We start from the raw sequence: 25,912 nt of genomic DNA on the forward strand, positions 1-25,912 counted from the left end.
GCGAAGCGCAGGCCGACGTCACAGCGCTACAACCAGCCGTGGTCGCGAGCCCGCTGCACCGCCTCCGTCCGCGAGCCGGCGCCCAGCTTCTGCATCGCCGAGGACAGGTAGTTGCGCACGGTGCCCGGGGAGAGGTGGACGCGGGCCGCGATGTCGGCCGCGGTGCCCGTGGCGTCCACCGCACGCAGCACCTCCAGCTCCCGGTCGGTCAACGGGCACTCCTCGGTCATCAGCGCCGTCATGGCGAGATCCGGGTCGACGTAGCGCCCACCACCGTGCACGCGGCGGATGACGTCGGCGAGCAGCGTGGCGGGCGCGCTCTTCGTGACGAACCCCGCGGCACCCGCGGCGAGGGCCCTGCGCAGCACCCCCGGCCGTGCGTGCCGGGTGAGGATGATGCAGCGGGTGGCGGGCTCGTTCGCGGCCACCCACTGCGCCACCTCGGCGCCGTCCCGGCCGGGCATCTCGACGTCCAGGACGGCGACGTCCGGACGGTGCCGGCGGACGCTCGCGATGGCCTCGTCACCGGTGCCGGCCTCGGCGACCACCACGAGGTCGGTCTCCATGCCCAGCAGCGCGCCGACCGCACCGCGGGTCAGCGACTCGTCGTCGGCCAGGACGAGCCGGATCGGGCCCGGCGCGCTCACCGCACACCCGCGGGCAGCTCGGCGTCGAGCCGGAACGTGCCTTCCGGGCCCGGCCGGGCGTCCAGCCGGCCTGCGTGTTCCTGCAGGTACCGGCCGAGGGCCGCGAGCCCGGTGCCGGGGTCGGTGTCGTCGCCGGGCAGGGCACCGTCGTTGACCACCTGCAGCCGCGCCTGCCCGTCGATGACGTCGATCTCGATCGAGCACCGGCTGGGCTCGGAGTGGCGCAGCAGGTTGGTCATCGCCTCGCGCAGCACCCGGCCGAGCACGTTGCCCGCGGCAGGGCCGACGCCGGCCGGGTCGCCGCGCACCACCAGGTCCACGCCCGCGGTCTCCAGGACGGCGCGCGCGCCCGCGAGCTCCGTGCTCAGGTCGGTGGGACGCGTGTCGCGCACGAGGGCGCGGACCTCGCTCAGCGATCGGCGCGCCACGGCCTGCACCTCCTCCATCTCGACGCGGGCCCGCACCGGGTCTCCCTCCTGCAGGCGCGCGGCCAGCTCGCTCTTGAACGCGACGACCTCCAGCGCGTGCCCGAGGATGTCGTGCAGGTCGTCGGCCAGGCGCAGCCGCTCGCGGGCGGTGGCGAGCTCGGCGGCGGTGCGCCGGGAGTCGTCGAGGTCGGTGACGGCCTTGAGCCACCACAGCCGCTCGACGTCCACCGTCCACATGGTGGCCACGAAGAACGCCGCGAACCCCGCGGGGAACCACGGGCTGATCGGCGCCCCGACGAGCGACGGTGCGGTGAGGACGTAGCCACCGACCAGCGTGACGGCGGTGCCCAGCCCGACCCACACCATGATCCACCGCGCCGGGAGACCGGCGACGAGGTCACCGAGCAGGACGCCACCGACCAGCGCCCAGATGAACCCCGGGAAGCCGGTGGCCAGGCCGAGCAGTGTGATCGCGATGCCGACGGCGGCCGCCGCGAGCACGAACCACCACGGGGCGCTGGTCCCGAGCGCCGTCATGTGCTGCCGGATCCGCCACAGGTGCAGGCCGAACGCGACGGCGTACAGCAGGAACAGGTACCACCCGGAAACGAGGTCCAGGCCGCCCATCCAGATCGCGTAGGCGGGCACGGTGAGCAGCCAGAAGATCGTCATGAGGAGCCCGATCCGGCCGAACCGCTGCGCTGCCCGGACCTTGCGCTCCTCGGGCCCGAGCAGCGGTGTCGCGTCCACGGCCTGGACGTTAGCCGAGGCACGGCGCTGACCGGGCATGACAGCTGTCATCGGGGCTCGTGGTGCGCGTCAGCGCCACCGGTGAGCACCGGTACTACCGGGGGCCGCGGGACGAGCGCGAATCTGGGGAGCATGACGGAGACGACGCAGCGGCCGGCCGGGACGACGGCGACGTCGAGCGCCGGCATCGCCGTCGCCGTACGGGACCTGCACGTCCACTACGGCGAGTTCGAGGCGGTGCGCGGCATCGACCTCGACGTGCGGCGCGGCGAGGTCTTCGCGCTCCTCGGCACGAACGGCGCGGGCAAGACCACCACCCTCGAGGTGCTGGAGGGGTTCGGGAGGCGCAGCGGCGGCACGGTCTCCGTCCTCGGCCTCGACCCGGCCACCGACCGGGCGGCCCTGCGGCAGCGCATGGGGGTGCAGCTGCAGGAGGGCGGCTTCGTCGAGGAGCTGACCGTGCAGGAGACGCTCGAGCTGTGGCAGCGGCTCGTCGACCGGCCCGACCGCCCGCAGCGGCTGATGGAGCGCTTCGAGCTGGATGGGCGCCGGGGCGTGCCGGTGGGGAAGCTGTCGGGCGGCGAGAAGCGCCGCCTGGACCTGGCTCTGGCGGTGTGGGGGTCGCCGGAGCTGGTCGTCCTGGACGAGCCGACCACCGGCCTGGACCCGGGGTCGCGCAGGCGCACCTGGGACGCGATCCAGGAGCTGCAGGAGGCCGGCCGCACGGTCGTGCTGACCACCCACTACCTGGAGGAGGCCGAGGCGCTCGCGGACCGTGTGGCGATCATGCACGCGGGGCGGGTGGCTGTTGCGGGCACGCTCGCGGAGATCGTTGCCACGCAGCCGGCGCGCTTCTCCGCCACGCTCCCACCGGGCCGGGAGCAACTGCCGACCCTCACGGGCACGGTCGAGTACGACGACGACCAGGTGCGGGTGCGGACCGAGGACCTGCAGGGCGATCTGACGACGTTCCTGGGCTGGGCGGCCGCTCGAGGGGTGCGGCTGTCCGGTCTGCGCGCGGCGCCGGCCTCGCTCACCGACGTCTACCACTCCGTGCGCGACGGCGACCACGCCAGCGACGACCACCGCGACGACCACCGCGACCTGGAGGTTCCGTGATGCCCAGCGCAACGACGAGCGCCGCGTCCTCGACGGCCACGAGCCGGGTGCTCGCGGTGGCCTCCGCGGAGATGCGGTTGCTGCTGCGGAACCGGACCGTGGCGGTGTCCTCGATCCTGATCCCGATCGGTCTCGGGGTGTTCTGGGCCCTCACCTTCCGCGCCGGGAGCGGACCGGTCGCCTTCGCCGTCGTCATCGCCCTGCAACTCGCGGTCGTGATCGGCATGGGCGTCTACGTGACCGTCACCCAGACGCTCGTGGCGCGCCGCCAGACCCGCGTGCTCACCCGGATGCGCACGACCCGCCTCACCGATCCCGAGCTCCTGATCGCGACCGTGTTGCCGATCGTGCTGCTCGGACTCGTGCAGCTCGTCGTGTTCGCCGTGATCAACGCCCTCACCGGGGTACCCGCGCCTGCCGACCCGGTGCCGCTGGCGCTCGCGGTCGTCGGCGGGCTGGCGTTGGGGGTCACCGCAGGCCTCGCCACCAGCATCGTCACGCCCACCCCGGAGCGGGCCCAGATCACGACCCTGCCGATGGTGTTCGTCCTGCTCGGCGCCGCGATCATGCTGGCGATCGTCCCGTCGGGCGGCTGGTGGCAGGTCTTCGTGGCCGTGCCCGGTGCCGCGGTCGGCCGGCTCGCCCAGCTGGCGATGACGGGCGCGACCTGGGAGCCCACGCTCGGCGGCCTGCCCGCGGTGGCACCCGCCCTCGTCGCGTCGATCGGCTGGCCGGTGATCTTCGCAGCGCTCGCCCTGCGCAGGTTCCGCTGGGACCCGCGGCACTGACGTGGATGCCCTCCGCGGGGCAGGCCACTGCACCGCAGAGGGACGACCCGGGAAAGATCAGCGGCGGGTGTCGGCGCGGTGGAAGTTCAGGTGCGCCCGTGACGGTGTGGGCCCGCGCTGCCCCTGGTAGCGGGAGCCGACGCCGCTGCTGCCGTAGGGCCGCTCGGCCGGGTTGGAGAGCCGGAACAGGCACAGCTGCCCGATCTTCATCCCCGGCCAGAGCGTGATCGGCAGGTTCGCGACGTTGGACAGCTCCAACGTGATGTGCCCGGTGAACCCCGGGTCGATGAACCCGGCCGTCGAGTGTGTGAGCAGGCCGAGGCGCCCCAGGGAGCTCTTGCCCTCGAGGCGACCGGCGAGGTCGTCCGGGAGGGACACCTCCTCGAACGTCGACCCCAGCACGAACTCGCCCGGGTGCAGCACGAACGGGTCGTCGCCCTCGGTCTCGACGGGCGAGGTCAGATCGTCCTGCTGCTGCGCCGGATCGATGTGGGTGTACCGCGAGTTCTGGAACACGCGGAAGAAGCGGTCCAGCCGCACGTCGACGCTCGACGGCTGGAGCATCGCCTCGTCCCACGGATCGAGCACCAGCCGACCCGCGTCGAGTTCCTTGCGCAGGTCTCCGTCCGACAGCAACACGCGATCAGGGTAGCGATGCCCTCATACCTCGGTGTTGCTCGGGAACGGCGAGGTGAGCAGCGGCGACGGGCAGAGCCCGAACATCCAGGCGACGGCCTGCTCGACACGGGCGGCAGCGAGCCCGTCCGCGGGAGGGGTGGGCGTGATCCCGGCCGCGGCGAGCACCTGGCGCACCGTGGTCATGACGTCGGGGCTCAGGATGCTGCGGATCGAATCGCCCGGCTCCGGGACGTGCGGCCCGTCGACGAGCACGGCGGGCGTGCCGAGGCCGGGCGCGTCGGCCACCAGCTCCGGGTCGTCGGACACCAGTACCGCGCTGGCCGCGACGAGCTGCACGAGCTCCGCGAGCGGCAACGAGCGCACGACGGTGGCCCGATCGTGGTGCAGCAAGGGGTACGCGGCCCCGTGGCTCGCCAACTCCCCGAAGACGACGACCTCGATCTCCGGCTCGCCGTCGAGCAGCTCGGGCAGCCCGGCGAGGACACCGAGCGAATCGGGCCGGTCCAGCCCGACGAGCACCAGCCGCGGCCCGTTCGCCCGGACCCGCCGCACGAGCCGGGCGAACCGCAGGTCGGCGGGCTGCGGGTTGACGGTCATCGTGTCGCCGACGGTGATGGCGTTCGGCCCGGCCTGGCTCCCGAGCCCGGAATCGCCGGTGGTGAGGAACAGCGACGCGAGCTGCCCGATGATCCGCCGGTTGGCCTCCTGGGGGAACGGGCAGAGCAGGTCGTCGGTGGCGACACCGCTCTGCAGGTGCACCACCGGGATCTGCCGCCAGAACGCCACCTGGGCGGCCACCGCGGGCGTCATCCCGCCGCCGTAGACCATGACCGCCGACGGATCCAGGTCGACGAGCAGCTCGTCGATCCGCGTCATCAGCAGGGCCGCGATCGCGGCCGGCTGGGGATCCGGTGGTTCGCGCAGCAGCTGCGTGACGTCGGCCGGCACCCCCAGTGCCTCGAACGCCTCGTGCACGGTCATCGGGTCCGGGCCGGTCGCCACGGTGAGGGCCTGGATCCGGTCGGCGTCGTTGAACGCGGTCGCGATGGGCGCGAGGCGCGCGACTTCGGGGCGGCTTCCGGCGATCAGCAGGATGTCGTGATCGTGCTCCGGGACGGGCAGGCCGCCCAATGGCGGTTCGAACTCGGTCATGCTGGGTCCTTCGCCGGGGAGCTGGCAGAACGAGGTGCATGGAGTGTGAACCGGGCATTGACCAGGCGTCGAGGGTTCGCCTCATCTGACGAGTCCGGGAGGGCGAGAACCACTCTGTTGGCGGTACGGAGGAGACCTTGCCGACTACCGAGAGTGAGCTGCTAGGCTAGCCGGAGCGCCATGCGGATGTAGTTCAATGGTAGAACATCAGCTTCCCAAGCTGAATACGCGGGTTCGATTCCCGTCATCCGCTCCAGACAAAAGGCCCAGGTCAGAGGGTGTTTCCCTCCGAACTGGGCCTTCGTCGTTGACGGGCCATCCGGCTCCACAGCAACGGCCCGGCAACTAGGCAACGGGGACCATAGCCACCGGGCCGTCGTCATCGTCGTCACGAGCTCGGGCCACTTCACGCGCTGGCTCCATGCGCCACGGCGCAGTGCCCTCCCCTGCACGCCCGTGAAGACCAAGGCATCCTCCGCCGGCTCGACGAACTCGGCCAGGTGCTCGACGAGGTCGGGCCGGACGGCCGCCGGCACTTGCGATTTCCCGCACGCCGGTCCGGGACTTCGGCGGCCCGACGACGATGCCGCGCCCGATCATCTCTGTGCGCGCGAACGCGATGCGCACCGTGCTGCCGTCCGGGGCGATGTCGCGCCGGCCCCGCTCCCACCGATAGACGCGACCTCATACCAAAGCCCGATCATCAGCGCGACCGCCGACGAGCACGACGAGAAGAACCCGGGCGCTGCCCGGACCCGGCACCGCTCAGAGATCAGGGGGAGCTGCGGTGCGGCAGCGATCTCCTCACGGCGCGCCAGAGCCAGCCGGGCCGCGAGGAGATCGCCACTACCGAGGAAGGTTCCCGTCGCCACCGAGGTTGGCAACCATCCTCCGGAGCACGTTTACGCACGCGGCGTACTGCTCGGGAGCAATGCCGTCGTGGATCAGCGCGTGCGATAGGGCGTTTCGATCGCGCGCGCGGACCAGGCCTGCTTCTCCCGCCTCCGAGAGCGTCAGGGCTCCGTCCGAGGCTTCCGTCAACCAGGCGCGCGAGATGAGGTCGTCGAAGACGGGACCAAAGTCCACATCGGCGTCAGCGTAGGGAAGCAACTTCTCTGCCAGCCGACCGCGGTCCCAGGTGCCTGGTGCACCGGAAACGTGGTTGAGCGTCCACCAATGAGGTTGCGTGAGCTGTTCCTCGCCGAGAGAAGCCCGGATGCGGTCCGTTACGGCTCGGTAAACAACGCCGCTCCAGTAGCCAATTGGCTGAGCGGCGAGTTCTTCTGTGCTGTATTTGTGCATGACCACGGCGTGAGCTCCTTCGTGAGGTGGGTGCCATGACCACGTTAGAAGCTCAACTTAGGTTGAGGTCAAGCAGAACTCGCGCAGACGGTGCTGACTAGCCTCCTTCGCAGGTCAAGGCAACCTTAAGCCCGCTCGCCCTGCGATGATGATCTTCAGCATTCTCAGTCGTAGTCTCATTCGCTCCGGTCCGGCTCAGTCCGGTGGCAGTCGTCGGGAAGCAGCGTCCCAGGTCGAGACTCATACAGCTTCCAGCAGACACTCATCGGCAGACCTCGAAAGCGTGGGAGTCTTCCGCACGAGACGCCAACAGCCGCGCCGGTGGTGCTCGCGCCGGTCCGCGCCGCCCTCTGGCCATGTCTCGCACACCCGCTGTATGGAGGTGCCGGGGGACAGACTCGGTACAAATGAGCGCCGAGTCCACCGGCGTCGGCGCCGTGGCGAGCCGATCAGCCGAAGCGAGTCCTCACATCTCGATCCTGTCCGCAGTGCGCAGCATTCGGAGTTGGCCGATCTCGGCGACGTTCTTCATGAGCTCGGCGTTGGCCCAGGCGAGGGTGTCCCCGATCGAGTGGCCTGAGTCGGGTGGCCACGGGAACGGGGCGGGGGCGTCGAGCGCGTTCGTGTTGTTGCCGAGGTCGCCGAGCAGGGTGCGCCAGTCATCGGCAAGTCCGCGCAGCCACTCGATTGTCCCGGTGGCGGATCCGGGCCAGGGCACGTCCTCGCGGCGCGGCGGATCGAGGCCGCGTAGGTGGTCACGCGTGGTCGTCCACCACCACCCGAGGTGCCAACTCACCCATGCGCCGGTCAGTGCCGGCACGGGATCGGGTTCGCGGCCGGCCTCGTCGAGGTCCCAGTCCGGGATCCAGCTGCCGTCTTCGCTGCGCCGGACGGTCCAGTGGTTGGTGGCGGGCTCCCACAGCAAGTCGTCGTCAGTGAGCTGGCCGAGGTGCACCTCGGCCAGGGCCCACACGAGTTCGAACTGGTTGCGTAGGACGGTGAGGGTCTCGGTCATCGGTGCTCGATCACCGTGGCCCACGAGTGGGGAATCGATGCCAAGGAGGCATCCTTCCCCGCCCTCGTGGTGCACGCACTGGAGGACGGCCTGGCCATCCAACGCGCCCTCGACCCGGACGCGGTCCCGGCAGATGCCGTGGTGGCTGCGACCGAACTGATCCTGCGCGGCGCATACCGGTCGAGCACCCGACAGCCAGAAGGCTGACAGTGGACCGCCGCACCGGGAGCCTGGCTCCGGCAGCCCACCCGATACACATTCGGTACAGCTCCACTCTGCGACTGCCTGACACGACACGGCACCGGACGAACGCCTCCGCCGCTGCTGTCGGTTGCGCTCGGCGAGGGCGAGTTCTCGTTCGGCGTGGTCGCGGTGGCCGAACCTGACTTGCAGGATGGCGCCGGACGTCGTCGAGTACCGGTGGGACTTCGTGAGGAAGTGCCCTCGGAGGCCTCGCATGGGCGGAGGTCGCGCTGGGTTTCCCCACGCGAGGCGCATCGGCTCGCCGTCGAGCACCACGTCAGCGCGACCGTGACAGCCGGCGCTCGCCGCGGCGACGGGGAGTGCGGGTAGCGCCGCGGGTTTCACCGCGCGGTCTCGCCGCCGGCTGGGGTCAGGATTCGTTTGTCGCGCACGCGTTCCGGCCAGATGCCGTAGGCGATCACCCACCCCATGAGTTTGCCGACGAGACCGGCACCTGCCCCGGCACCATCGTCGGTTCCCATATCAGTCCCGGCCGTCCCACCGTTGAGGTCGACCCGCAGCGCGGCGCGTTGCAGCAGCTGAATCGTGGTCGTGGGCAGTGTTCTGCGCCGCTGGACCGCCGCCAGGGCCGATCGGGGTACTGGGATCCCTTCGCGCTGGCACCGGAGCAATGGCTCGACAAGGGTGTTCGCCGCGGCGACCGCGTCCTGCACGGCGAGGTTCACCCCGACTCCGCCAACGGGCGACACACAGTGCGCGGCGTCCCCGATGACCAGCATGCCCGGCACGTGCCAGCGGCGCAGCCGATCGACCCGCACGTCAAGGAAGCTGAGCGCGTCGACGGACTCGATCTCGCCGACCCGGTCGGCGAGGAACGGAGCAAGCCGCACGACTTTGTCGCGGAACGCGTCTATACCCGCGGCACGCAACGCCCGGATCCCGTCACCTTTGAGGATCTCGATGGGCGCCCTCGCCGTCCAGCACCTCGAGGGCGGGGCTGCGCCCGTAACCCCGGCGGTCCACCAGCTCCAGCCGGTGCTCCGACGTCAGCGGGCGTTGCCGGGCGAACGCGGACGTCCCCCAGGTCGTCGAACCGTGGACGAAGACCGCTCGGTCAGCACCCTCCGGACCGTCCCACACCGTCACGTGGATCTTCGGCATGACCGCGAGGACAGGGTCGCCCCGGTGGCACCATGCCGACGTGCCGACACCTCGCGACTACGACGCCGATCCGGAGCGGTACCGCCTCGGCATGCGTCTCGCGGCCGAGCACTCGCGCGCGGACCTGCAGATCCGGGTCGTCGAGCACCTGGTCAGTGCCGGTGCGCGCGTCGTGCTCGACGCCGGCTGCGGCGACGGAGCGCTCGCGGCGGCCGCGGCGGGCACCGCGCTGCGGGTCGTAGGGCTGGATGCCGCTGCACCGGCGCTCCGGGCCGCCGGCCGGCACGGCCCGGTCCTGCACGGCGACGTCACCGCCCTTCCCGTGCGCGACACGCGCGTGGACGCCGTCGTCAGCATCAACGTGCTCGATCACCTCGACCGGCCCGCGGTCGCGCTGCGGGAGGCGCACCGGGTTCTGCGCCCCAGCGGCCTGCTCGTCGCAGGCGCCGTGGCGCGTGCGGACTCGCCCGAGCTGGCTCCGTTCTGGCGTCCCGGGCGCACCCCCTTCGACGCGGAGGAGGCACCGGAGGTGGTGGCGGGGGTCTTCGGGCCCGTCACCACGGACGCGTGGGACGCGCCACTCGTCACGCTGCCCGACCGCGACGCGGTGCGCGACTACCTGCGGGCCCGGTTCGTCGCCGCGGACGAGGCCGAACGGCTGGCCGACGGAGTGGCCGCACGGGGCCCGCTGCCGCTACCGGTCACCAAGCGCGGTGCGCTCGTGCTCGCCAGCCGCTGAGCGCACATCCCGCGGACCTCACCACGTGACCGGGAGCGACGCGGGTCCGTCGTCGAGGGGGTTGCCGGTCCACGGCACCTCCTCCGGGGGGCACGCGAGCGCGAGGCCGGACAGCCTGCGTGCCAGGGCGGCGAGGGCGGCGGCGAGCTCGATGCGGGCGAGCGAGGCTCCGATGCAGTGGTGCGGCCCGTGGCCGAATCCCACGTGCGGGTTGGGGTCGCGGTCCCGGTCGAACCGCTCCGGGTCGACGAAGCGCGCCGGGTCGTGGTTGGCCGCCTCGAGACGCACCAGCACCTGCTCGCCCGCCGCGATCGTCACGCCTGCGAGCTGCACCTCCTCGCGCGCCCAACGCGGGAAGGCCTCTCCGGAGAGCCCGATCTGCAGGCGCACCACCTCCTCGGCCGCCCGCGCGGCCGCACCGGGCTCGTCGAGACCCGCGAGACCACCGGCCGCCACGATCTTGACGATGCCGATGGAGAGCGCGTTCGCGACGGTCAGGTAGCCCCCGGCCACGAGTGCGAGCACCGTGGTGAGCAGCTCGCGGTCGTCGAGCCGACCGTCGTCGGTGTCGCGCACCGCGATCAGGTGGCAGAGCAGGTCCTCGCCCGGTTCCGCCCGCTTCTCGGCGATCACGCCACCCAGGAAGCCGGCGAACTCCTCCCACGCCCGTTCGGCGTCAGAACCCGTGGCACCGGCCGTGAGGCCGGACACCGCATCCGTCCAGTGGTGGAACTTGCGGCGGTCCGCCACCCGGATCCCCAGCATGTGCTCGGTGACGCCGAGCGGCAGCGGTCGCGCGACGGTGGCGACGAAATCGCTGCCCGGCCCGCGCCGCTCCAGGTCCTCGACGAGGTCCGCCGCGTGCTGCGCGACCCATGGTCGGAGACCCTCGACGGCGCGGGGGGTGAACGCTCGCGCCACCAGCCTGCGCAGGCGGGCGTGCGAGGGCCCGTCGGAGTGCAGCGACCCGGTGTCCGGCGAGCCCGGAGGCGTCATCAGGAACCGCTCGTCGGAGAGGACCTGGCGGGCGGTCGCGGCGTCCACGACCGCCCACGCCGGCTCACCGGCCGGCGTCAGCACCCGCATCGCGGGAGCGACGGCGCGCAGCTCGGCGTAGGCGGGCGTCGGCCCGAACGCGACGGGCCGGTCGAGGAGAAGGGTGGGCGTGTCCACGAGCACCTCCGAGGTCATCGTCGCTAAACTGAAGCTAGCACATAGTGAAGCTTATACATCATCTGGAGCGTTGATGGGTGTCGACGAGGCGCTGAGCCGCACGCTGGAACTGGCCGTGCTCGTGAACGAGGACATGGAGCGCGGGCTGGCCGGCGACGGCCTGACCCGATCGCGCGCGCACCTGCTGTGGGAGCTGCACCAGCGCGGCCCGGTGCCGCAGCGCACGCTCGCCGAGGCGCTCGGCGTGACCGCCCGCAACATCACCGGGATCGTCGACGCGCTCGTCGAGACCGGGTTCGTGACGCGCGAGGCGCACCCGACCGACCGCAGGGCCACCCTCGTCACGCCGACCGCTCGAGGACGGGCCACCGCGGAGGCGATGGTCCGGGGCCGCCACGAGCTGGCCGACGCGCTGTTCGCGCACATGCCGCCCGTGCTGTTCGACTCCTACGTCGAGGCCCTCGAGGCGGTGCTGGCCCGGTTCAAGGAACTGAGCGGCTCCGGTAGCTGCTGATCATCCACTCGTGGTCAGTCGGGCAGCAGCGGCACCGACACGCCCTGGTCACGGCCCAACAGGACGGCCCGGGTGACCGCGCTCGTGCCGAAGCGCTCGTGCACCGAGTCGAGAGCGGTGTCGAGGGCGTCGGCGTCGCCTTCGTCGAACGGCAGCTCGAGCTGGACCACGGCGTCGTCGTCGAGGTTGCCCACCGCGATCCCGACCAGCGTGAGCCCGCGCTCCCGGATCAGCGGCCGCGCCCGGGCCACGAGCGCCCGGACCGCGGCGAGCACCTCGCCGGTGCCGGACGTCGGTTGCGCCAGGGAGTGGGAGCGCGACACGCGCGAATAGTCGGCGAAACGCAGCCGCACCACGACGGTGCGTCCCACCCGGTGGGCCCGGCGCATCCGCCGGGTGACCCGGTCGACGAGGCCCACGACCACCGCGTCGAGGAACTCGGGGGTGTGCGGCCCGCGCCCGATGGCCCGTTGCGAACCGATCGATCCCCGCCGGCGACTCACCACGACGTGGCGCGGGTCGCTACCCCGCGCGAGGGCGTGGAGGTGGCGCCCCAGCCCGCGCCCGAGCACCGAGACCAGCACCGACTCCGGCAGCGCCGCCACCTCGCCGACGGTGCCGATGCCGTACTCGCGCAGCTTCGCCGCGGTGATCGCGCCGACACCCCAGAGCCGCTCGACCGCCAGCGGGTGCAGGAACGCCAGCTCCCCGTCGGGCGGCACGAGCAGCAGCCCGTCGGGCTTGGCGACACCGCTGGCGACCTTGGCCAGGAACTTCGTGCGCGCGACGCCCACCGTGATCGGCAGGCCCGCCCGCTCGCGCACCTCGCGGCGCAACCGCGTGGCGATCTCGACCGGAGCGCCCGCGATCCGCCGCAGGCCCCCCACGTCGAGGAACGCCTCGTCGATCGAGAGCCCTTCCACCAGCGGGGTCGTGTCGCGGAACACCTCGAAGACCACCTTGCTGGCCGTGGAGTACGCCGCCATCCGCGGCGGCACGACGACCGCCTGCGGGCACAGCGCCCGGGCCTGCCGCCCGCCCATCGCGGTGGCCACCCCGCACGCCTTCGCCTCGTAGCTGGCCGCGAGGACGACCCCGCCGCCGACGATCACGGGGCGCCCGCGCAGGCGGGGATCGTCGCGCTGCTCCACGGAGGCGTAGAACGCGTCGAGATCGGCGTGGAGGATGGACGCCTCGGACACGAACACATGTTCGCATCCGACCCCGACAACCGTCACCCGTCGGGAGGGGCGTCGAACGCCTTCCGGACCCGGACCGGCGCCTTCGCCCGCCACGCCTCCTCGATGAGCTCCACCAGCTGGTCGCGGGCAACCGCCTCGAGGTCGACGAGGATCGCCCCGTAGCCCTCGTAGTGCGGTGTCGTGTAGAACGCCGGGTCACCGGAGGCCAGCAACGCCTCCTTCTCGTCCAGCTGACACATCAGCACGAGCCCGCCCTCGGCCTCACTGCGCAACCGCGCGAAGCCCTTGCCCTTCACCTTCAGCGCGGGGGTGCCGTAGGAGGTCGACTCCTCGACCTCCGGCAGCCTGCGGGCGATCGCCACCACGTCCTGCCACTCCATGACGGCCATCGTGGACCCCCGCGCGCCGCCTCGTCATGAAGGAACCGGAGCCACTAGCGCGTGCGTCGGGGTCGTAGGGGCGGAGCCTTCGCGATCACCACCGTGCCGGCGAGCGCTGCGGCGAGACCGAGCGCCAGCACCCACCCCCAGCCGGGCCGGACCGGGTCCCCGAGCAACCAGATCCCGACCATGCCGGGCACGAGCACCTCGGTGACCGTGAAGACGGCCGTGACCGCTCCGACGTCGCCCCGGCCGAGAGCCGCGGTGTAGCCCACCATGCCGAACAGCCAGAACCCGATCACGAGGTACGTGGACGGCTGGCCGAGCAGCAGCGCGAGGTCGAAGCCCTCCCCGGTCTGCACGTGCGCGGCCCGGACGGAGACGGCGCCACCGCCGAAGCCGAGACCCGAGACCACCGCGAGCGGCCACGCGTGCTTGCCCTGCCGCAGCACGAGCACCGCCACACCGAGCAGGAGCACCGACACCAGCAGCACCACGTCGACGCCGGGACGGTGCAGCGGCGGCTGCTCGTTACCCGCGCTGGCGGCCACCAGCACGAGGCCCGCGAGGCACCCCGCGACGGCCAGCCGGGTGGTGACCGGCAGCCGGGCGCCGATCATCCGGGCGCCGACCAGCGCGGTGAGCGCGATCGTGCCTCCGATGACGGCCTGCACGGCGAACACGGGCAACACCCGCAGCGCCATGACCGTGCAGCCCCACGCGACGAGGTCCACGAGCATCCCGCCGAGGTACCGCGGCTGCACGATCGCGGGCCGCGCGCGCGTGGCCCGCCGAGCGCCATGGGCCTGTAGCAGCGCGCCGCAGCTGTTGAGGACCATCGCCACGGCGGCGAACAGGATCCCCACCAGCACGGCGTTCAGCATGCCCCACGGCCGAGCGCACCGCGCAGGTCGGTGGGGTCAGCTCTGCTGCCGCTGCTTCGAGAGGTCGAAGAACCCGCTCATCAGGCCGCCGGGCAGCGCCGCCTCCGGGTCCCACCGGGCCGCGCGGTGCGCCTGCAACTTGCGCCGCGGGGCCTCCGACGCGCGCACGAAGACCAGGACCGCTGTGGTGCCCACCACGGCGGGCGCCCCGATCAACAGCACCGGCCACCCGAAGTAGCCGTAAGCCATCACGACGGCCACCAGCTCCATGGCCACGACCATCGCCCCCAACCGCACCACAGCGGTACTCCCCTTCACATACTCGCGCCGTTACACCGGCGCGGAAACCTCGGTGGGTGCGACCGGCACCTCACCGACGGTGCCGCCCCCGGCACCGTCCGCACCCGAAGCATTATCGCCGGAGGCGTCGCTGTCGTTATCCGCGCCTCCCCCGGAATCGCCACCGGTGTCCGCGTCGGATCCCGAGTCGTCACCGCTCCCGGCCGTGCTCGACGGCTTCGTCGACGGCTTCGTGGTGGGTTCCTCGTCGGCGGGCGGCTCGTCCTCGCTGGTCGGCGCCGGTGCGGTGGTCTCCTCCGGAGCCGACGTGCCGGGGGCCGGCGGAGCGGGGTCCTCCCCGCCGGAACCGGCGGAGCCACCGGAGCCGCTCCCGCTCGACTCGTCCTCCGCGGGCGCGGAGTCGGAGGTGGTGAGCGAACCGTCGCTCCCGGCGTCGACGCCGGCTCCGGTCGAGCCGGTCGGCCACCACACGACCGCCGCGACCACGGCCGCGACGGCCAACAACGCGCCGAGCCCGATCAGCATCCCGTTGGGCCTGCGCCGCGGCTCGGGTTCGGGCCCGTAGTCCCAGTCGTCCGGCTCGGGGTCCGCCGGCGGACGGGCCGGCGGTGGGGGCCCCACCTGGGCCAGCTCCGTCGTGGGGGGTTCCGCGTCGTCGTACATCGGGCCCGCGGCGTGGGAGGCGGGCCCGCTGCCGCGCGGCGGGGTGCCGCCCGCGGCGTACGGCGCGCCGGGCACACCCGCTGGGGCGTACGGCGCGCCGGGGCCACCCCCGTGCCGCCCCCCGGGCGGCGGCGCCCCCATGCCAGGTCGCGGAGGCGGGGCCTGGGGGAGACCCTGAGCCGCCGCCGCAGCGGGGACCGGCGGGATCGAGACACCCGGCCACGACGCGGTCGGCTGGGGCGAGATGGCGAGCGCGGCGCCCTTGGCGATCGCGTTCTTGGGGTCGGCGTCCACCGCGACCGGCCTGCCGAGCTGTTCCGAGACCAACTGGCCCACGAGCGGGATCCGCGACGAACCCCCGACGAGCAGCACGGCGGTGAGCTGATCAGGCGCCGCGCCCGCCGAGCCGACCGCGGAGCGCAGGGCCGAGACGGTCTCCTCCAGCTGCGGCCGGATCATCGCCTCGAACTCGCTGCGGTGCAGCCGCACCGAGCCGCGGGCGGACGGCAGCATCACCGGGATCGACACCTCGGTATCGCTGCTCAACGCCTCCTTGGCCTCCGTGCAGTCGCGCCGCAGCCGGGCCACGGCCGAGAGCACGGCCGGGTCGGAGTCGTCCAGCTCCGCGAACGCGTCCGGCATGCCTTCGATGACGTGCTCGAAGACCGCTTCGTCGAAGTCGATGCCCCCGAGCCGCTCCAGGCCGTGCGCCCTGCCCAGCAGCCCGAACCCCGCGGCGCCGCCCGGCGCCGACGGGTCGCCCTTGCGCACCACCGCCGCGTCGAACGTGCCGCCGCCGAGGTCGTACACGGCGATCGTGGATCCACCACCCACCCGCTCGTTGGCGGAGTAGGACAGCGCCGCGGCCTGCGGCTCGGCGAGGAACGTGACGGTGAGCCCCTGGCCCGCGAGGGCGGATCCGAGGAGGTCCTTCTTGTGCGAGCCCCATGCCGCGGGGTGCGTGACCGCGATCCGGTCGGCGGGTCCGCCCTCGCGTTCGGCGACCCTGTCCACCACCCAGCGGACGAGTCGAGCCGACAGTTCCTGGGGGGCCCATGCCCGCCCGGCGACCATCACCGGCGTGGGGTCGCCGATACGGCGCTTGAACTCGCGCACGACACGATCGAAGTCGGTGACGGCACGACGCTCGGCGGCCTCGCCGACCACGACCGCACCGTCGGGAGCCACGAAGATCACGGACGGGACCGTGGCGCTCCGGCTACCCAGCGTCACGACTTCGGGCTCGACCCACCGTCGATCGGAGGACCGGCAGACCGCAGCCGCCGTGTACGTGGTGCCCAGATCGATCCCGAGCTGGTAGCTCATGGCCTTCCCCTCACCCCCGACAGTCGGCCTCCAGGCCACCTCCACCCTCGCATCGCGCGATCCCGCGCCATCGTTAGCCCCCCTTACGGCGGTACCAGAGCGATCATGAAACCCCTCAATCCCCCTATCGGGTGCCCCGGGGCATCCCCGAACGGGCCCCTCCCGCAACCCTGTGCGATCCCCGATGGCCCCCCACCCCCGAGCCCCTAGCTTTTGCAGCAACGCGGTCCACCCAGCCGCCGACACCGACTTGAGGGGAAACACGACATGGCTGACATGAACCTTCTGGAGTTCCTGCGGAGCCTCATCTGGAACGACGAGGCCCGCGAGGACTTCGCCGAGAACCCGGACAAGGCCCTCGACGACGCCGGCCTCGGCCACCTGAGCGGCGACGACGTCCACGACGCCCTGGTCCTCATGCAGGAGGACAACCAGGACGCCAGCTTCGACCGCAACTACGACACCGGCGGCAACGAGATCAACGTCGCCGCGCCGGAGCCGGTGAACCACGGCGACGACGGCGACTCCGAGTCGGCCGTGGAGTACATCAACCGCTACATCACGAACAACTACACCGACGACCGCGACACCATCACCGACAACTCGGTGAACCAGCAGATCGACACCGGCGGCGGCGACTTCGACCAGGACATCGACGTCGACTCGACCGTCGCGTCGGGCGACGGCGCCGTGGCGGCCGGCGACGACATCGAGGACTCGGAGATCGTGTCCGGCAACGGCAACACGGTCGGCGACGGCAACATCGACGGCGACGGCAACGTCACCGGCGACGGCAACGACGTGGTGAACGGCGACGGCAACACCACCAGCTTCGGCGACGGTGACGCCACCTCCACCGAGATCGACGGTGACGTCAGCGTCGGTGACGGTGGCTCGTTCGCCGTCGGTGGCGACTCGGAGGTCGACAACTCGGACAACTCCGAGGACAACTCCGTCGAGGACTCGTTCAACGACAACAGCGAGAACTCGGTCGAGGACTCGTTCAACGACTCCACCGAGACCACCGAGAACACCGACTACGACATCGACGACTCGTACAACAGCAGCAACGAGTCCACCGAGGACAGCAACAACGAGGTCGACCACAACCACGAGGTCGAGATCCAGGCCTGATCCGCGGAATCCCGCAGGCCCCGCCGCCGGTCACACCGGCGGCGGGGCCGTTCCATGTCAGGGCCCCCGAGGGACGGATCCCCTAACACCGGTCCGGGGGACGGTGGCGCATCCCCGATGGCCACACCCCATCCCGGACATACCGTTGTCCGACCCCACGAGCACCGGAGACGACCCCGATGGCCGAGACGCTGTCCTTGATGGAGTTCCTGCAGGCGCTGCACGCCGACGCCGAGCTGCGCAGCTCCTTCGCGCAGGACCCCCAGGGCACCCTCGCCGGCCACGGCCTCTCCGACCTCAGCCCGGCCGACGTGCACGACGCGCTCGTGCTCGTGCAGGACAACCAGACGGTCGACTTCACCCTCGACGCCGCCCCGCCGCCCCCGCCGCCCGCGGGTGACGGGCACGAGGCCGCCGTCGAGTACCTGGCCCGCTACCTCGACGACCCGCAGCCCCCCGCGACCGCAGATCCGTGGGCCGACCTCGACCCGGATGCTGCCGTGATCACGCCGGCCGCCCCGGAGGCGCCGCTCGACGAGTTCGGCGCGGGCGAGGACCTCGGCTACGGGGCGGGTGCCACCGGCCTCCACGCCGCCGGCGCCGACGGATTCGACCTCGGCGGGCACGACCTCGGGGCGTACGGCGATCCGGACGCGTCCGCCTTCGCCCTCGACGCAGGTCTCGACGCCGGTCTCGACGACATCGACCCGGAGAGCACCTATCCCGAAGGCCCCGACCCGGACAGCAGTGGCTCCGACGGGGAGGACCCGGCCCAGGGCCCCGGCCCGGAGCTCTCCGCCGGAGCGTGACGCCACCGCATCACCGGCGCCGTGCAGTGATCACGGCCTGGTGATCGGGCCGAGCGGCGCGTGGGTGCTGTCGCGACGGCGGTCAGCTGCTTCTCGCAGCGATCACCACAGGCATTCGCCGGCCCGATCCGGCAAGACGCTCGATCTGTCGCTGTGGCGCCACTTCCGCCGATCCAGGCGTTTCCTGATCAGGTCGACGTCAGCGCTGATGCCGGGCGATCCGACGGCCCTGGTGTCGATGTGACCATGCAAACCTCCCGCGGACGCGCCTTTCCCGGCTCGCGACCGCTGCCTCGCGGCCCGTGTCCGCGCGCGTCTCCGCAGTCGCAGACCCCGGAACCCCCGGTCAGGGGGTTGGGCGAGGACCCCGAACCCCCTACGATCCGGTGCTCCGATCCCCGTACGGGCCATCGTCCAGTCTCTGGCCGATCCCCGATGGCCGCGGCGGCTGATCGTCATAGCGTTCTCCCCAACGCCGGATCACCCCGGCACCGGCACTCCCACCGATCAGGAGATGAGCCTTCCCATGACGTCCTCGACCACGCTGATCGAGCTCCTTCTCAACCTTCTGCGGGACCCGAGCGCACTCGACGCCTACCGCGACGACCCCGAGGGCTACCTCTCCTCCTGCGGAGACGTCGCGCCCGACGACATCCGCGAGGCGCTGGTGCTGCTGCAGGACAACCAGGACGCGGACTTCGACCGCGACTACAACACCGGCGGCAACACCGTCCACATCCCGCCGCCCCCGCCGGCCCCGCAGCCGGAGCCCGGCGAGAGCGACCACGAGGCCGCCGTCCAGTACCTGAACACCTACATCACCAACAACCACATCGACGACCGCGACACCATCACCGACAACTCGGTGAACCAGCAGATCGACACCGGCGGCGGCGACTTCGACCAGGACATCGACATCGACTCCACGGTCGCCTCCGGCGACGGCGCCGTCGCGGCCGGCGACGACATCGAGGACTCCGAGATCGTCACGGGCGACGACAACGTCGTCGGGGACGACAACATCTCGGGCGACGGCAACGTCACCGGGGACGACAACGAGACCGTCACCGGTGACGACAACACCACCAGCTTCGGCGACGGCGACTCCACCTCCACGGACATCGACGGCGACGTCAGCGTCGACGACGGCGGCTCGGTGGCCGTCGGCGGCGACTCGACGGTGGACAACACCGACAACTCCGTCGACAACTCCGTCGAGGACTCGGGCAACGACAACAGCGAGAACTCGGTCGACGACTCGTTCAACGACACCACCGAGACCACCGAGAACACCGACTACTCGATCGACGATTCCTACAACGACACCAGCGAGACCACCGAGAACAGCAACAACGAGACCGAGGAGTCGATCCACACCCAGGTCGTGTGACCGTCACGGGTCGCAGCGCCGCGAGTGCCGCGTTGTAGCCTGCCGCATGAACCGCCGCCGGCCCCGCCACTGTCCGGGACACCCCGAGGTGGCGGGGCCCGGTGTCGTACCGGGCCCGGTCCGGCGCACGGGACAGGCATGATCCGACGATGGGGGAGGCAGGGACGACGTGGCGGTTCCGGCAGCGGTCGACCTGGTCGACCTCGCGCTGAAGGCGACCACCGCCTACGACCGTCCGGACCTCGGGGGAAGGCTGCTGCAGACCCGCAAGCGGCTGGCCGACCCCGATGTGCGGGTACTCATCGTCGGCGAGTTCAAGCAAGGCAAGAGCCAGCTGGTCAACGCGCTGGTCAACGCACCGGTCTGCCCGGTCGACGACGACATCGCCACCGCCGTTCCCACGGTGGTCAAGTACGCCGAGTCCACCGAGGCCGTCGTCGTCCGCGAGAGCGAGTCGGAGAGCAGCCCCGACGAACGCACCGCGGTGTCGGCGGGCCAGCTCGTCCAGCACGTCTCGGAGGCCGGCAACCCGGGCAACAAGGCGAGGCTCAGCTACGCCGAGGTGGGTCTGCCGCGCAAGCTGCTGGCCGGCGGTCTGGTGCTCGTCGACACCCCGGGCGTGGGTGGCCTCGGGTCCGCCCACGGCGCAGCCACGATGTCCGCGCTGCCCAGTGCGGACGCCGTCCTGCTCGTCTCGGACGCCGCGCAGGAGTACACCGGCCCGGAGCTCGAGTTCCTCGACGCGGCCATGAAGCTGTGCCCGAACGTCGCCTGCGTGCTCACCAAGACCGACCTCTACCCGCACTGGCGGCGGATCGAGGAGCTCGACCGCGGGCACCTGGCCCGGGCGGGGGTCGAGGCCGAGATCTTCCCGGTCTCGTCGGTGCTGCGGCTGCACGCCGCGAAGACGCAGGACGCCGCGCTGATGGACGAGTCGGGGTTCAAGCCGCTGGTCGACTACCTGCTGCGCAAGGTGGTGGCGCAGTCCGACGAGCTCGACCGCCGCTCCACCAGCCAGGACGTCATCTCGATCTCCGAACAGCTGGCCTCGGGCATGAGGGCCGAGCTCGCCGTGCAGCAGGACCCCGAGCGGATGGACGCCCTGGTCCAGGATCTGACCAGGGCGAAGTCCCGCGCCGACGAGCTCAAGCAGCGCTCCTCGCGCTGGCAGCTCACCTTGAACGACGGTGTCGCCGACCTGCAGTCCGACATCGAGTACGACCTGCGCGACCGGCTGCGCTCGATCGGGCGCGAGGCCGAGCAGCTGATCGATGACGGCGACCCCGCCGAGGTGTGGGAACAGTTCACCGAGTGGTTCCACCAGCAGATCTCCTCGGCGTCCTCGGCCAACTTCGTGTGGGCGGCCGAACGGGCCCGCTGGCTGGCCACCCAAGTGGCCGAGCACTTCGCCGAAGGAGCCGACGTCGCGCTCCCGAAACTGCGCTTCGACGAGGAGGGCATCGCGGGCAAGGTCGACCCGCTCGCGGAGCCGGAGCACGAGAACACCGGGATCGGCAACACGCTGCTCACCGGCATGCGCGGCGGGTACGGCGGCATGTTGATGTTCGGGATGCTGGGCACCTTCGCGGGCTTGCCGATCTTCGCCGGCGCCCCCGCCGGCGTGCTGCTGGGCATCAAGTCGGTGCGCGACGAGCGCAAGCGGATGTTGCAGAAGCGTCGCTCGGACGCGAAGAACGGCGTGCGCAAGCACATCGACGAGGTCACTTTCCAGGTCGGGAAGGACTCCCGCGACATGCTGCGCCGGACGCAGCGCCAGCTGCGCGACCACTTCAGCGCGCTCGCCGAGGAGGTCAGCACCTCCATCTCCGCGTCGGTCAACGCGGCGCAGAGCGCCGTGAAGACCAGCAGTTCCGAGCGCGAGAGACGCATCCGCGATCTCAAGGCCGAGATCGGGCGGGTCAACGGTCTCGCCGAGCGGGCCCGTGCGCTGGTGAGCGACAAGCGGCCCGCGGCCGTGTCGGCGGGGGGAGCCGCATGAGTACCCCGGCACCGCCGCTCGGTTCGGTCGTGCGCGTCCTGCTGCGGCGCACCATCGAGGCCTACCAGGACAGCCCGCAGGCGGTCGGCTGGCTGCAGCACAACCTGCAGCGCTTCGAGGAGCCGCTGCGCGTCGCGATCGCCGGCAAGGTCAAGGCCGGCAAGTCCACGCTGCTCAACGCGCTCGTCGGCGAGGAGATCGCGCCCACCGACGCGGGCGAGTGCACCCGCGTGGTCACGTGGTACATCGACGCGCAGATCCCCAAGGTCACGATGTTCCCGCGCGCCGCGCCACCACAGCAGCTCACGATCAACCGGGCGGGCGGCGGGCTGTCGTTCGACCTGCGCGGCACGCCCGTGGAGGAGCTCGAGAAGCTCGAGGTCCAGTGGCCGTCGCAGAACCTGCGGGCCCAGACGCTGATCGACACGCCCGGGATCGCGTCCCTGTCGGCCGACACCTCGGCGCGAGCAGGCGCGTTCCTCGCTCCCGAGGACGCGCCCACCCAGGCCGATGCCGTCGTCTACCTGATGCGGCACCTGCACGCCACCGACGTCCGCTTCCTCGAGTCGTTCTTCGACCAGGGCGTGGCGCGGGCCACCCCGATCAACACGATCGGCGTGCTGTCGCGCGCCGACGAGATCGGCGTCGGCCGGCTCGACGCGCTGACCTCGGCACGCCGGATCGCGCGGCGCTACCGGGCGGACGACAAGATCCGCGGTCTGTGCCAGACGGTCGTGCCGGTGGCGGGTCTGCTCGCGCAGACGGGCCGCACGATGCGCCAGCACGAGTTCACGGCGCTCACCGCGCTCGCCGCCCTGCCGCGCTCCGACATCGAGTCGATGTTGCTGTCCGCGGACCGTTTCTCCCGCACCGAACTCGACACTCCTGACGCCGAGACGCGCGCCAAGCTCATGGAGAGGTTCGGGCTGTTCGGGGTGCGGCTGAGCACCACGCTCATCCGCCAGGGCATGACCGACCCGAACACGATCGCGTCCGAGCTCGTCAAGCGCAGCGGGCTCGACGAGCTGCGCAGCGTGCTCGTCACCCAGTTCGCCGAGCGCCGGGACCTGCTCAAGGCGCGCTCGGCACTGCTGGCCGTCGACCTGGTGCTGTCCCGCGAGCCGCGCCCGTCCGCCGCGCCGTTGCAGGCCGAGCTGGAGCGCATCCTCGCCGGCGCCCACGAGTTCGCGGAGCTGAGGCTGCTCTCCACCCTGCGGGCGGGCGCCGTCAAGCTCCCGAAGGAGGCGGTGCAGGAGGCCGAGCGGCTGCTCGGCGGCGACGGAGGGGCGCCCGCGGCCCGGCTGGGCCTGGAGCCCGACGCGGGGCCGCAGGAGCTGTGGGACGCCGCGATCGACGCGGCCGGCCGCTGGCAGCGGCGCGCCGAGAGCCCGATGTCCAGCCGCGCGGTGTCCGACGTGGCCCGGCTGGTGGTCCGCAGCTGCGAGGGAGTGCTGGCGAGCCTGCCCCGCTGACCCCGCCCGCTAGTCCGTGCCGGGGCCGACGATCTGGCGCAGGTGGGCGAACAGCTCGCCGCGGCTGCCCGAGCCGAGGCGCTGGCGCATCCGGGCCACGTGGTGCTCCACGGTCTTCGCCGAGATGAACAGCCGCTCGCCGATCTGCTTGTAGGTCAGGCCCTCGAGGACGAGCCCGGCCACCTCCCGCTCGCGCTCGCTGAGGGGACCGTCTCCTTCCGGGGCGGTGTCCGGCGTCTCGGGCTCTGCCGCGGGGGTGACCGGGATGCCGCCCGGGGCGGTGGCGATTGCGGCATCCGCGTCGACCGCCACGGCGCGCACTGCCGGGCCGCTGCTCTGCAGGGCGCGGGCGCAGCCGAGCAGGGCGGTCATCGCCTTGCGGTCGCGGGTCCGGATCGCGGCCTGGCCGGCGAGCTTCCCGCCCTCCCACGCCATCCCGACGGCGTGCAGGCCACGCGCCGCCGCCTCCACCCCGGCGGCGTCGACCTCGGAGTCGAGCATGCCCACCCAGTGCGGTGCGGCAGCGGCCATCGCCGCCGCGTACCGGCTGGCGCCCGCCGCCGTCTCCAGCGCTGCCGCGTGCCGCTGCGCGGCCTCCCGGCTCTCCGAGAGGATCGCCGCCTGCAGCCCCGCCCAGTGCAGCGGGGCCGCCCACAGCGCCGGATCACCGAGCCGGGCGAGCAGCTCGGCCGCCTCGTCCAGGTGCGGACGCACCCAGCTCGCCTCCCGTAGCCGGGTGGCGGCCATCCAGAGCTCCCCGAGCTGCTGCAGCACGAACAGGTCGACGGGGTGGCGGACGATCGCCTCGCGCGCGCGGCCCCAGGCCGTCATCAGTACCGCGAGGTCACCGGCCCGGCGGGCGAGCGCGACGTCGAGAGCTGCGGCCAGCAGCTCGTCGCGGGGCTCGAGCCGGGCGCCCGGCGGGGATGCGGCGGCCAGGGCCGAGCGCGCCGCCGGCGTCGCCCCCCGGAACAGCGCGATCCAGCCGAGCAGCAGCCGGTGGCGGGTGACCGCTCCGCGCCCGCCCAGCCGCACCCGCAGCGCGCGCTCCAGCACCGACTGGGCGACGTCGAGCTCCCCGCAGTGCACGGCGACGAGCGCGGCGAGAGCAGCGGGGGTGTCCGGCAGGAGCGCAGCCCGCTGCGAGGACTCCAGCAACGACGCCGCGCGCGTCAGCTGCGACAGCGCGGCCGTCGGCGATCCGGCGACCGAGTCGTAGACGCCGTGGGCCATGAGCTCCTCGGCACCGGCGAGCAAGGTCGGCGGGCGGGGCGGGGCACCGGCGGCGGACGGGGGAGCGTGCAGCACCTTGCGGGCCTCGTCGAGAGCGCCGGTGCCGATCAACGCGGGCACGGCCAGCACGGCCGCGCTGCCCAACTCCGGCCCCAGCGCGGTGCCCATCCAGCGGTACAGCTCCGCGCTGCGCGCGAGCATGCCGCGGTGCGCGAGCACGGCAGCCGCCACCGTGCCGGCCCGTACGGCCTCCCCGGGCGGCACCTGCTCGGGAGCCGACAGCACCTGGTCGGCCTGGGTGAGGGCCAGCTCGAGGTCCCCCGTGAGCACCGCGGCCTCGGCCCGCTGCGCGGCCAGCCCGAGCGCGGAGCCGCCGGCGCGCACCGCCGCGTCGAGCAGCTCACCCGCCGAGGACGACCCGATGCGCAGCGCTTCCCCGGCCGCGGTGGTGAAGACCTCGGCGATCCGCGCGCCGCTGGCTCCGGTGCCGAGCAGGCCGCGTGCGGCGGTGAGCACGCTGCCGCCCCGGTTCAACTCGATCTCGGCCAGCGCGCGCCGCAACTCCACCCGCGACGCCTGCGGGGTGCGCGCCAGCACCGCGGCCGACACGAGCGGGATCGCCCCGCCCTCGGTCGTGAGCACACCGGCCGCCCGGGCGGCCTCCAACTGCTCGTCGAGCCGCGCCGCGCCGTCGTCGGCGAGCCCGAGCAGCGGCACCAGGACCTCGGCCTCCAGCGGAGCGCCGAGCGCGCGGGCCAGCAGCAGCCCGCAGACGTCGTCACCCAGTCCGTGCAGGACGTAGCCGAGCTGCACCAGCAGACCCGCGGGCGGCCGGTCGGGCAGCGGAACCGAGCGCCGGTCCGGCCCCGCCTCCTCCACGAGGGCGGCGAGCAGGCGGTCGACGAGGCCGGGCACGCCTGCGGTGCGCTCGAGCACGTGGTCGACCAGCTCGACGGGCGGGTGCTCGGCGCCGAGGTGCAGCGTGGCCCGGGCGGCGACGCCGGTGCGGTCAAGGGCACCCAGCACCACCGGTGGGCGGGCCGCGGCGAGCGCCGCTCCGAGCGCGGCGGTGCCGGTGGGGCGCGGCCACGGGCGGTGAGCGACCACGAGGTGCCCGCCGGGTGCCGCAGCCAGCGCGGCGAGGTGCTCCAGCTCGTCCGGCCCGAGCAGGTGGGCGTCGTCGAGCAGCAGCACGTCGTCGGCACCGAGCGCGACCGACCCGGGCAGATCGCGGACGACGGTGGCCCCGGCGGCGGCGAAGGCCGCGGCGAGCGCGTCGAGCAGCACGGACTTGCCGTGACCACCAGGGCCGATCAGGTCGACGCGACGTACCGCTGCCGAACGCGCGGCTGCCTCGTGCACGAGGCGCCGCGCCACGGGCGAACCCGCGAGCAGCCTCTCCGGCGTTCTGGGCGCCGGCTGGGTTCGCGTCGACACTGCTCGCAGGGTACTCAGCGTGGTCCCCGTCTCAGCATCGGGCGGTTGCAGC

The 25,912-nt window shown here is 72.5% G+C and carries 25 protein-coding genes and 1 tRNA gene; 11 read left to right on the forward strand and 15 right to left on the reverse strand.

Features of this window, described 5'->3' with window-relative positions:
- Positions 1–26 precede the first annotated feature (26 nt).
- Entirely contained in the window at positions 27–647 is a 621-nt protein-coding gene (locus tag CFP66_RS09360; protein WP_094922200.1) for a DNA-binding response regulator, read from the reverse strand.
- Entirely contained in the window at positions 644–1,825 is a 1,182-nt protein-coding gene (locus tag CFP66_RS09365) for a sensor histidine kinase (RefSeq protein ID WP_143517188.1), read from the reverse strand. Before CFP66_RS09365 ends, CFP66_RS09360 begins: the two co-directional genes overlap by 4 nt.
- 132 nt (positions 1,826–1,957) lie before the next feature.
- On the opposite strand from CFP66_RS09365, the gene CFP66_RS09370 reads away from it, so the two are divergent.
- Both CFP66_RS09370 and CFP66_RS09375 read left to right on the forward strand, forming a co-directional pair.
- Positions 1,958–2,944: an ABC transporter ATP-binding protein gene (locus tag CFP66_RS09370; RefSeq protein ID WP_094922203.1), complete on the forward strand. Its 987-nt coding sequence runs from the start codon at positions 1,958–1,960 to the stop codon at positions 2,942–2,944.
- Positions 2,944–3,732: an ABC transporter permease gene (locus CFP66_RS09375; RefSeq protein ID WP_094922204.1), complete on the forward strand. Its 789-nt coding sequence runs from the start codon at positions 2,944–2,946 to the stop codon at positions 3,730–3,732. Before CFP66_RS09370 ends, CFP66_RS09375 begins: the two co-directional genes overlap by 1 nt.
- Positions 3,733–3,789: 57 nt before the next feature.
- On the opposite strand, the gene dcd is transcribed toward CFP66_RS09375, so the two are convergent.
- Positions 3,790–4,371 carry a dCTP deaminase gene (gene dcd, locus CFP66_RS09380; RefSeq protein ID WP_094922206.1) on the reverse strand — a complete coding sequence of 194 codons (582 nt, stop codon included), beginning with the start codon at positions 4,369–4,371 and terminating at the stop codon, positions 3,790–3,792.
- Between the two features lie 21 nt (positions 4,372–4,392).
- Positions 4,393–5,523 carry a UDP-N-acetylglucosamine 2-epimerase gene (locus CFP66_RS09385; protein WP_094922207.1) on the reverse strand — a complete coding sequence of 377 codons (1,131 nt, stop codon included), beginning with the start codon at positions 5,521–5,523 and terminating at the stop codon, positions 4,393–4,395.
- Between the two features lie 182 nt (positions 5,524–5,705).
- Between CFP66_RS09385 and CFP66_RS09390 the strand changes: the two genes are divergently transcribed.
- Positions 5,706–5,779 (forward strand) — tRNA-Gly (locus CFP66_RS09390).
- 590 nt (positions 5,780–6,369) lie between these two features.
- Here CFP66_RS09390 and CFP66_RS09395 read toward each other — a convergent pair.
- Together CFP66_RS09395 and CFP66_RS09400 are read right to left on the reverse strand one after the other, a co-directional pair.
- Positions 6,370–6,825: a MarR family transcriptional regulator gene (locus CFP66_RS09395; RefSeq protein WP_094922417.1), complete on the reverse strand. Its 456-nt coding sequence runs from the start codon at positions 6,823–6,825 to the stop codon at positions 6,370–6,372.
- A 466-nt stretch (positions 6,826–7,291) separates the two neighbouring features.
- Complete coding sequence (locus CFP66_RS09400) at positions 7,292–7,840, reverse strand: DinB family protein (RefSeq protein ID WP_094922418.1); 549 nt, start codon at positions 7,838–7,840, stop codon at positions 7,292–7,294.
- Positions 7,841–7,855: 15 nt separating this feature from the next.
- On the opposite strand from CFP66_RS09400, the gene CFP66_RS09405 reads away from it, so the two are divergent.
- Complete coding sequence (locus tag CFP66_RS09405) at positions 7,856–8,047, forward strand: hypothetical protein (RefSeq protein ID WP_094922209.1); 192 nt, start codon at positions 7,856–7,858, stop codon at positions 8,045–8,047.
- Positions 8,048–8,424: 377 nt separating this feature from the next.
- On the opposite strand, the gene CFP66_RS09410 is transcribed toward CFP66_RS09405, so the two are convergent.
- A complete protein-coding gene (locus tag CFP66_RS09410; RefSeq protein ID WP_233159255.1) occupies positions 8,425–8,973 on the reverse strand; it encodes an FAD-dependent monooxygenase in 549 nt (182 codons plus the stop codon).
- A 13-nt stretch (positions 8,974–8,986) separates the two neighbouring features.
- On the reverse strand, positions 8,987–9,205 hold the full coding sequence (locus tag CFP66_RS48485) for a hypothetical protein (RefSeq protein ID WP_198961332.1): 219 nt from the start codon (positions 9,203–9,205) through the stop codon (positions 8,987–8,989).
- Positions 9,206–9,245: 40 nt separating this feature from the next.
- Here CFP66_RS48485 and CFP66_RS09420 point away from each other — a divergent pair, with 40 nt between their 5' ends.
- Positions 9,246–9,944: a class I SAM-dependent methyltransferase gene (locus CFP66_RS09420; protein ID WP_158228053.1), complete on the forward strand. Its 699-nt coding sequence runs from the start codon at positions 9,246–9,248 to the stop codon at positions 9,942–9,944.
- A gap of 18 nt (positions 9,945–9,962) precedes the next feature.
- On the opposite strand, the gene CFP66_RS09425 is transcribed toward CFP66_RS09420, so the two are convergent.
- Entirely contained in the window at positions 9,963–11,135 is a 1,173-nt protein-coding gene (locus CFP66_RS09425; RefSeq protein WP_143517189.1) for a cytochrome P450, read from the reverse strand.
- A gap of 55 nt (positions 11,136–11,190) precedes the next feature.
- Here CFP66_RS09425 and CFP66_RS09430 point away from each other — a divergent pair, with 55 nt between their 5' ends.
- Entirely contained in the window at positions 11,191–11,631 is a 441-nt protein-coding gene (locus tag CFP66_RS09430; protein WP_094922214.1) for a MarR family winged helix-turn-helix transcriptional regulator, read from the forward strand.
- A 14-nt stretch (positions 11,632–11,645) separates the two neighbouring features.
- Here CFP66_RS09430 and dinB read toward each other — a convergent pair whose 3' ends face one another.
- From dinB to CFP66_RS09455, 5 genes are read right to left on the reverse strand one after another with little or no spacing between them, the layout of a single operon-like run.
- Positions 11,646–12,839, reverse strand: a complete 1,194-nt coding sequence (gene dinB / locus CFP66_RS09435) for a DNA polymerase IV (protein WP_094922215.1) — start codon at positions 12,837–12,839, stop codon at positions 11,646–11,648.
- Between the two features lie 26 nt (positions 12,840–12,865).
- On the reverse strand, positions 12,866–13,213 hold the full coding sequence (locus tag CFP66_RS09440; RefSeq protein WP_369804995.1) for an MmcQ/YjbR family DNA-binding protein: 348 nt from the start codon (positions 13,211–13,213) through the stop codon (positions 12,866–12,868).
- A 53-nt stretch (positions 13,214–13,266) separates the two neighbouring features.
- Positions 13,267–14,085, reverse strand: a complete 819-nt coding sequence (locus CFP66_RS09445) for a hypothetical protein (protein ID WP_143517190.1) — start codon at positions 14,083–14,085, stop codon at positions 13,267–13,269.
- A gap of 48 nt (positions 14,086–14,133) precedes the next feature.
- A complete protein-coding gene (locus CFP66_RS09450) occupies positions 14,134–14,397 on the reverse strand; it encodes a hypothetical protein (protein ID WP_143517191.1) in 264 nt (87 codons plus the stop codon).
- A 30-nt stretch (positions 14,398–14,427) separates the two neighbouring features.
- Positions 14,428–16,386: an Hsp70 family protein gene (locus CFP66_RS09455; RefSeq protein ID WP_094922222.1), complete on the reverse strand. Its 1,959-nt coding sequence runs from the start codon at positions 16,384–16,386 to the stop codon at positions 14,428–14,430.
- Positions 16,387–16,653: 267 nt separating this feature from the next.
- On the opposite strand from CFP66_RS09455, the gene CFP66_RS09460 reads away from it, so the two are divergent.
- From CFP66_RS09460 to CFP66_RS09480, 5 genes are all read left to right on the forward strand, one after another.
- Positions 16,654–17,520 carry an IniB N-terminal domain-containing protein gene (locus CFP66_RS09460; RefSeq protein ID WP_143517192.1) on the forward strand — a complete coding sequence of 289 codons (867 nt, stop codon included), beginning with the start codon at positions 16,654–16,656 and terminating at the stop codon, positions 17,518–17,520.
- 179 nt (positions 17,521–17,699) lie between these two features.
- Positions 17,700–18,329 (forward strand): IniB N-terminal domain-containing protein, encoded by a 630-nt coding sequence (locus CFP66_RS09465; protein ID WP_094922225.1) that lies wholly within the window; start codon positions 17,700–17,702, stop codon positions 18,327–18,329.
- A gap of 526 nt (positions 18,330–18,855) precedes the next feature.
- Complete coding sequence (locus CFP66_RS09470; RefSeq protein ID WP_094922227.1) at positions 18,856–19,719, forward strand: IniB N-terminal domain-containing protein; 864 nt, start codon at positions 18,856–18,858, stop codon at positions 19,717–19,719.
- A 169-nt stretch (positions 19,720–19,888) separates the two neighbouring features.
- Positions 19,889–21,718 carry a dynamin family protein gene (locus CFP66_RS09475; RefSeq protein WP_094922228.1) on the forward strand — a complete coding sequence of 610 codons (1,830 nt, stop codon included), beginning with the start codon at positions 19,889–19,891 and terminating at the stop codon, positions 21,716–21,718.
- On the forward strand, positions 21,715–23,190 hold the full coding sequence (locus CFP66_RS09480) for a dynamin family protein (protein ID WP_094922230.1): 1,476 nt from the start codon (positions 21,715–21,717) through the stop codon (positions 23,188–23,190). Before CFP66_RS09475 ends, CFP66_RS09480 begins: the two co-directional genes overlap by 4 nt.
- Positions 23,191–23,199: 9 nt before the next feature.
- Here CFP66_RS09480 and CFP66_RS09485 read toward each other — a convergent pair whose 3' ends face one another.
- A complete protein-coding gene (locus tag CFP66_RS09485) occupies positions 23,200–25,860 on the reverse strand; it encodes a LuxR C-terminal-related transcriptional regulator (protein ID WP_233159256.1) in 2,661 nt (886 codons plus the stop codon).
- Positions 25,861–25,912: the final 52 nt, after the last annotated feature.

The organism is Pseudonocardia sp. MH-G8 (assembly GCF_002262885.1).
Taxonomy (GTDB): Bacteria; Actinomycetota; Actinomycetes; order Mycobacteriales; family Pseudonocardiaceae; genus Pseudonocardia.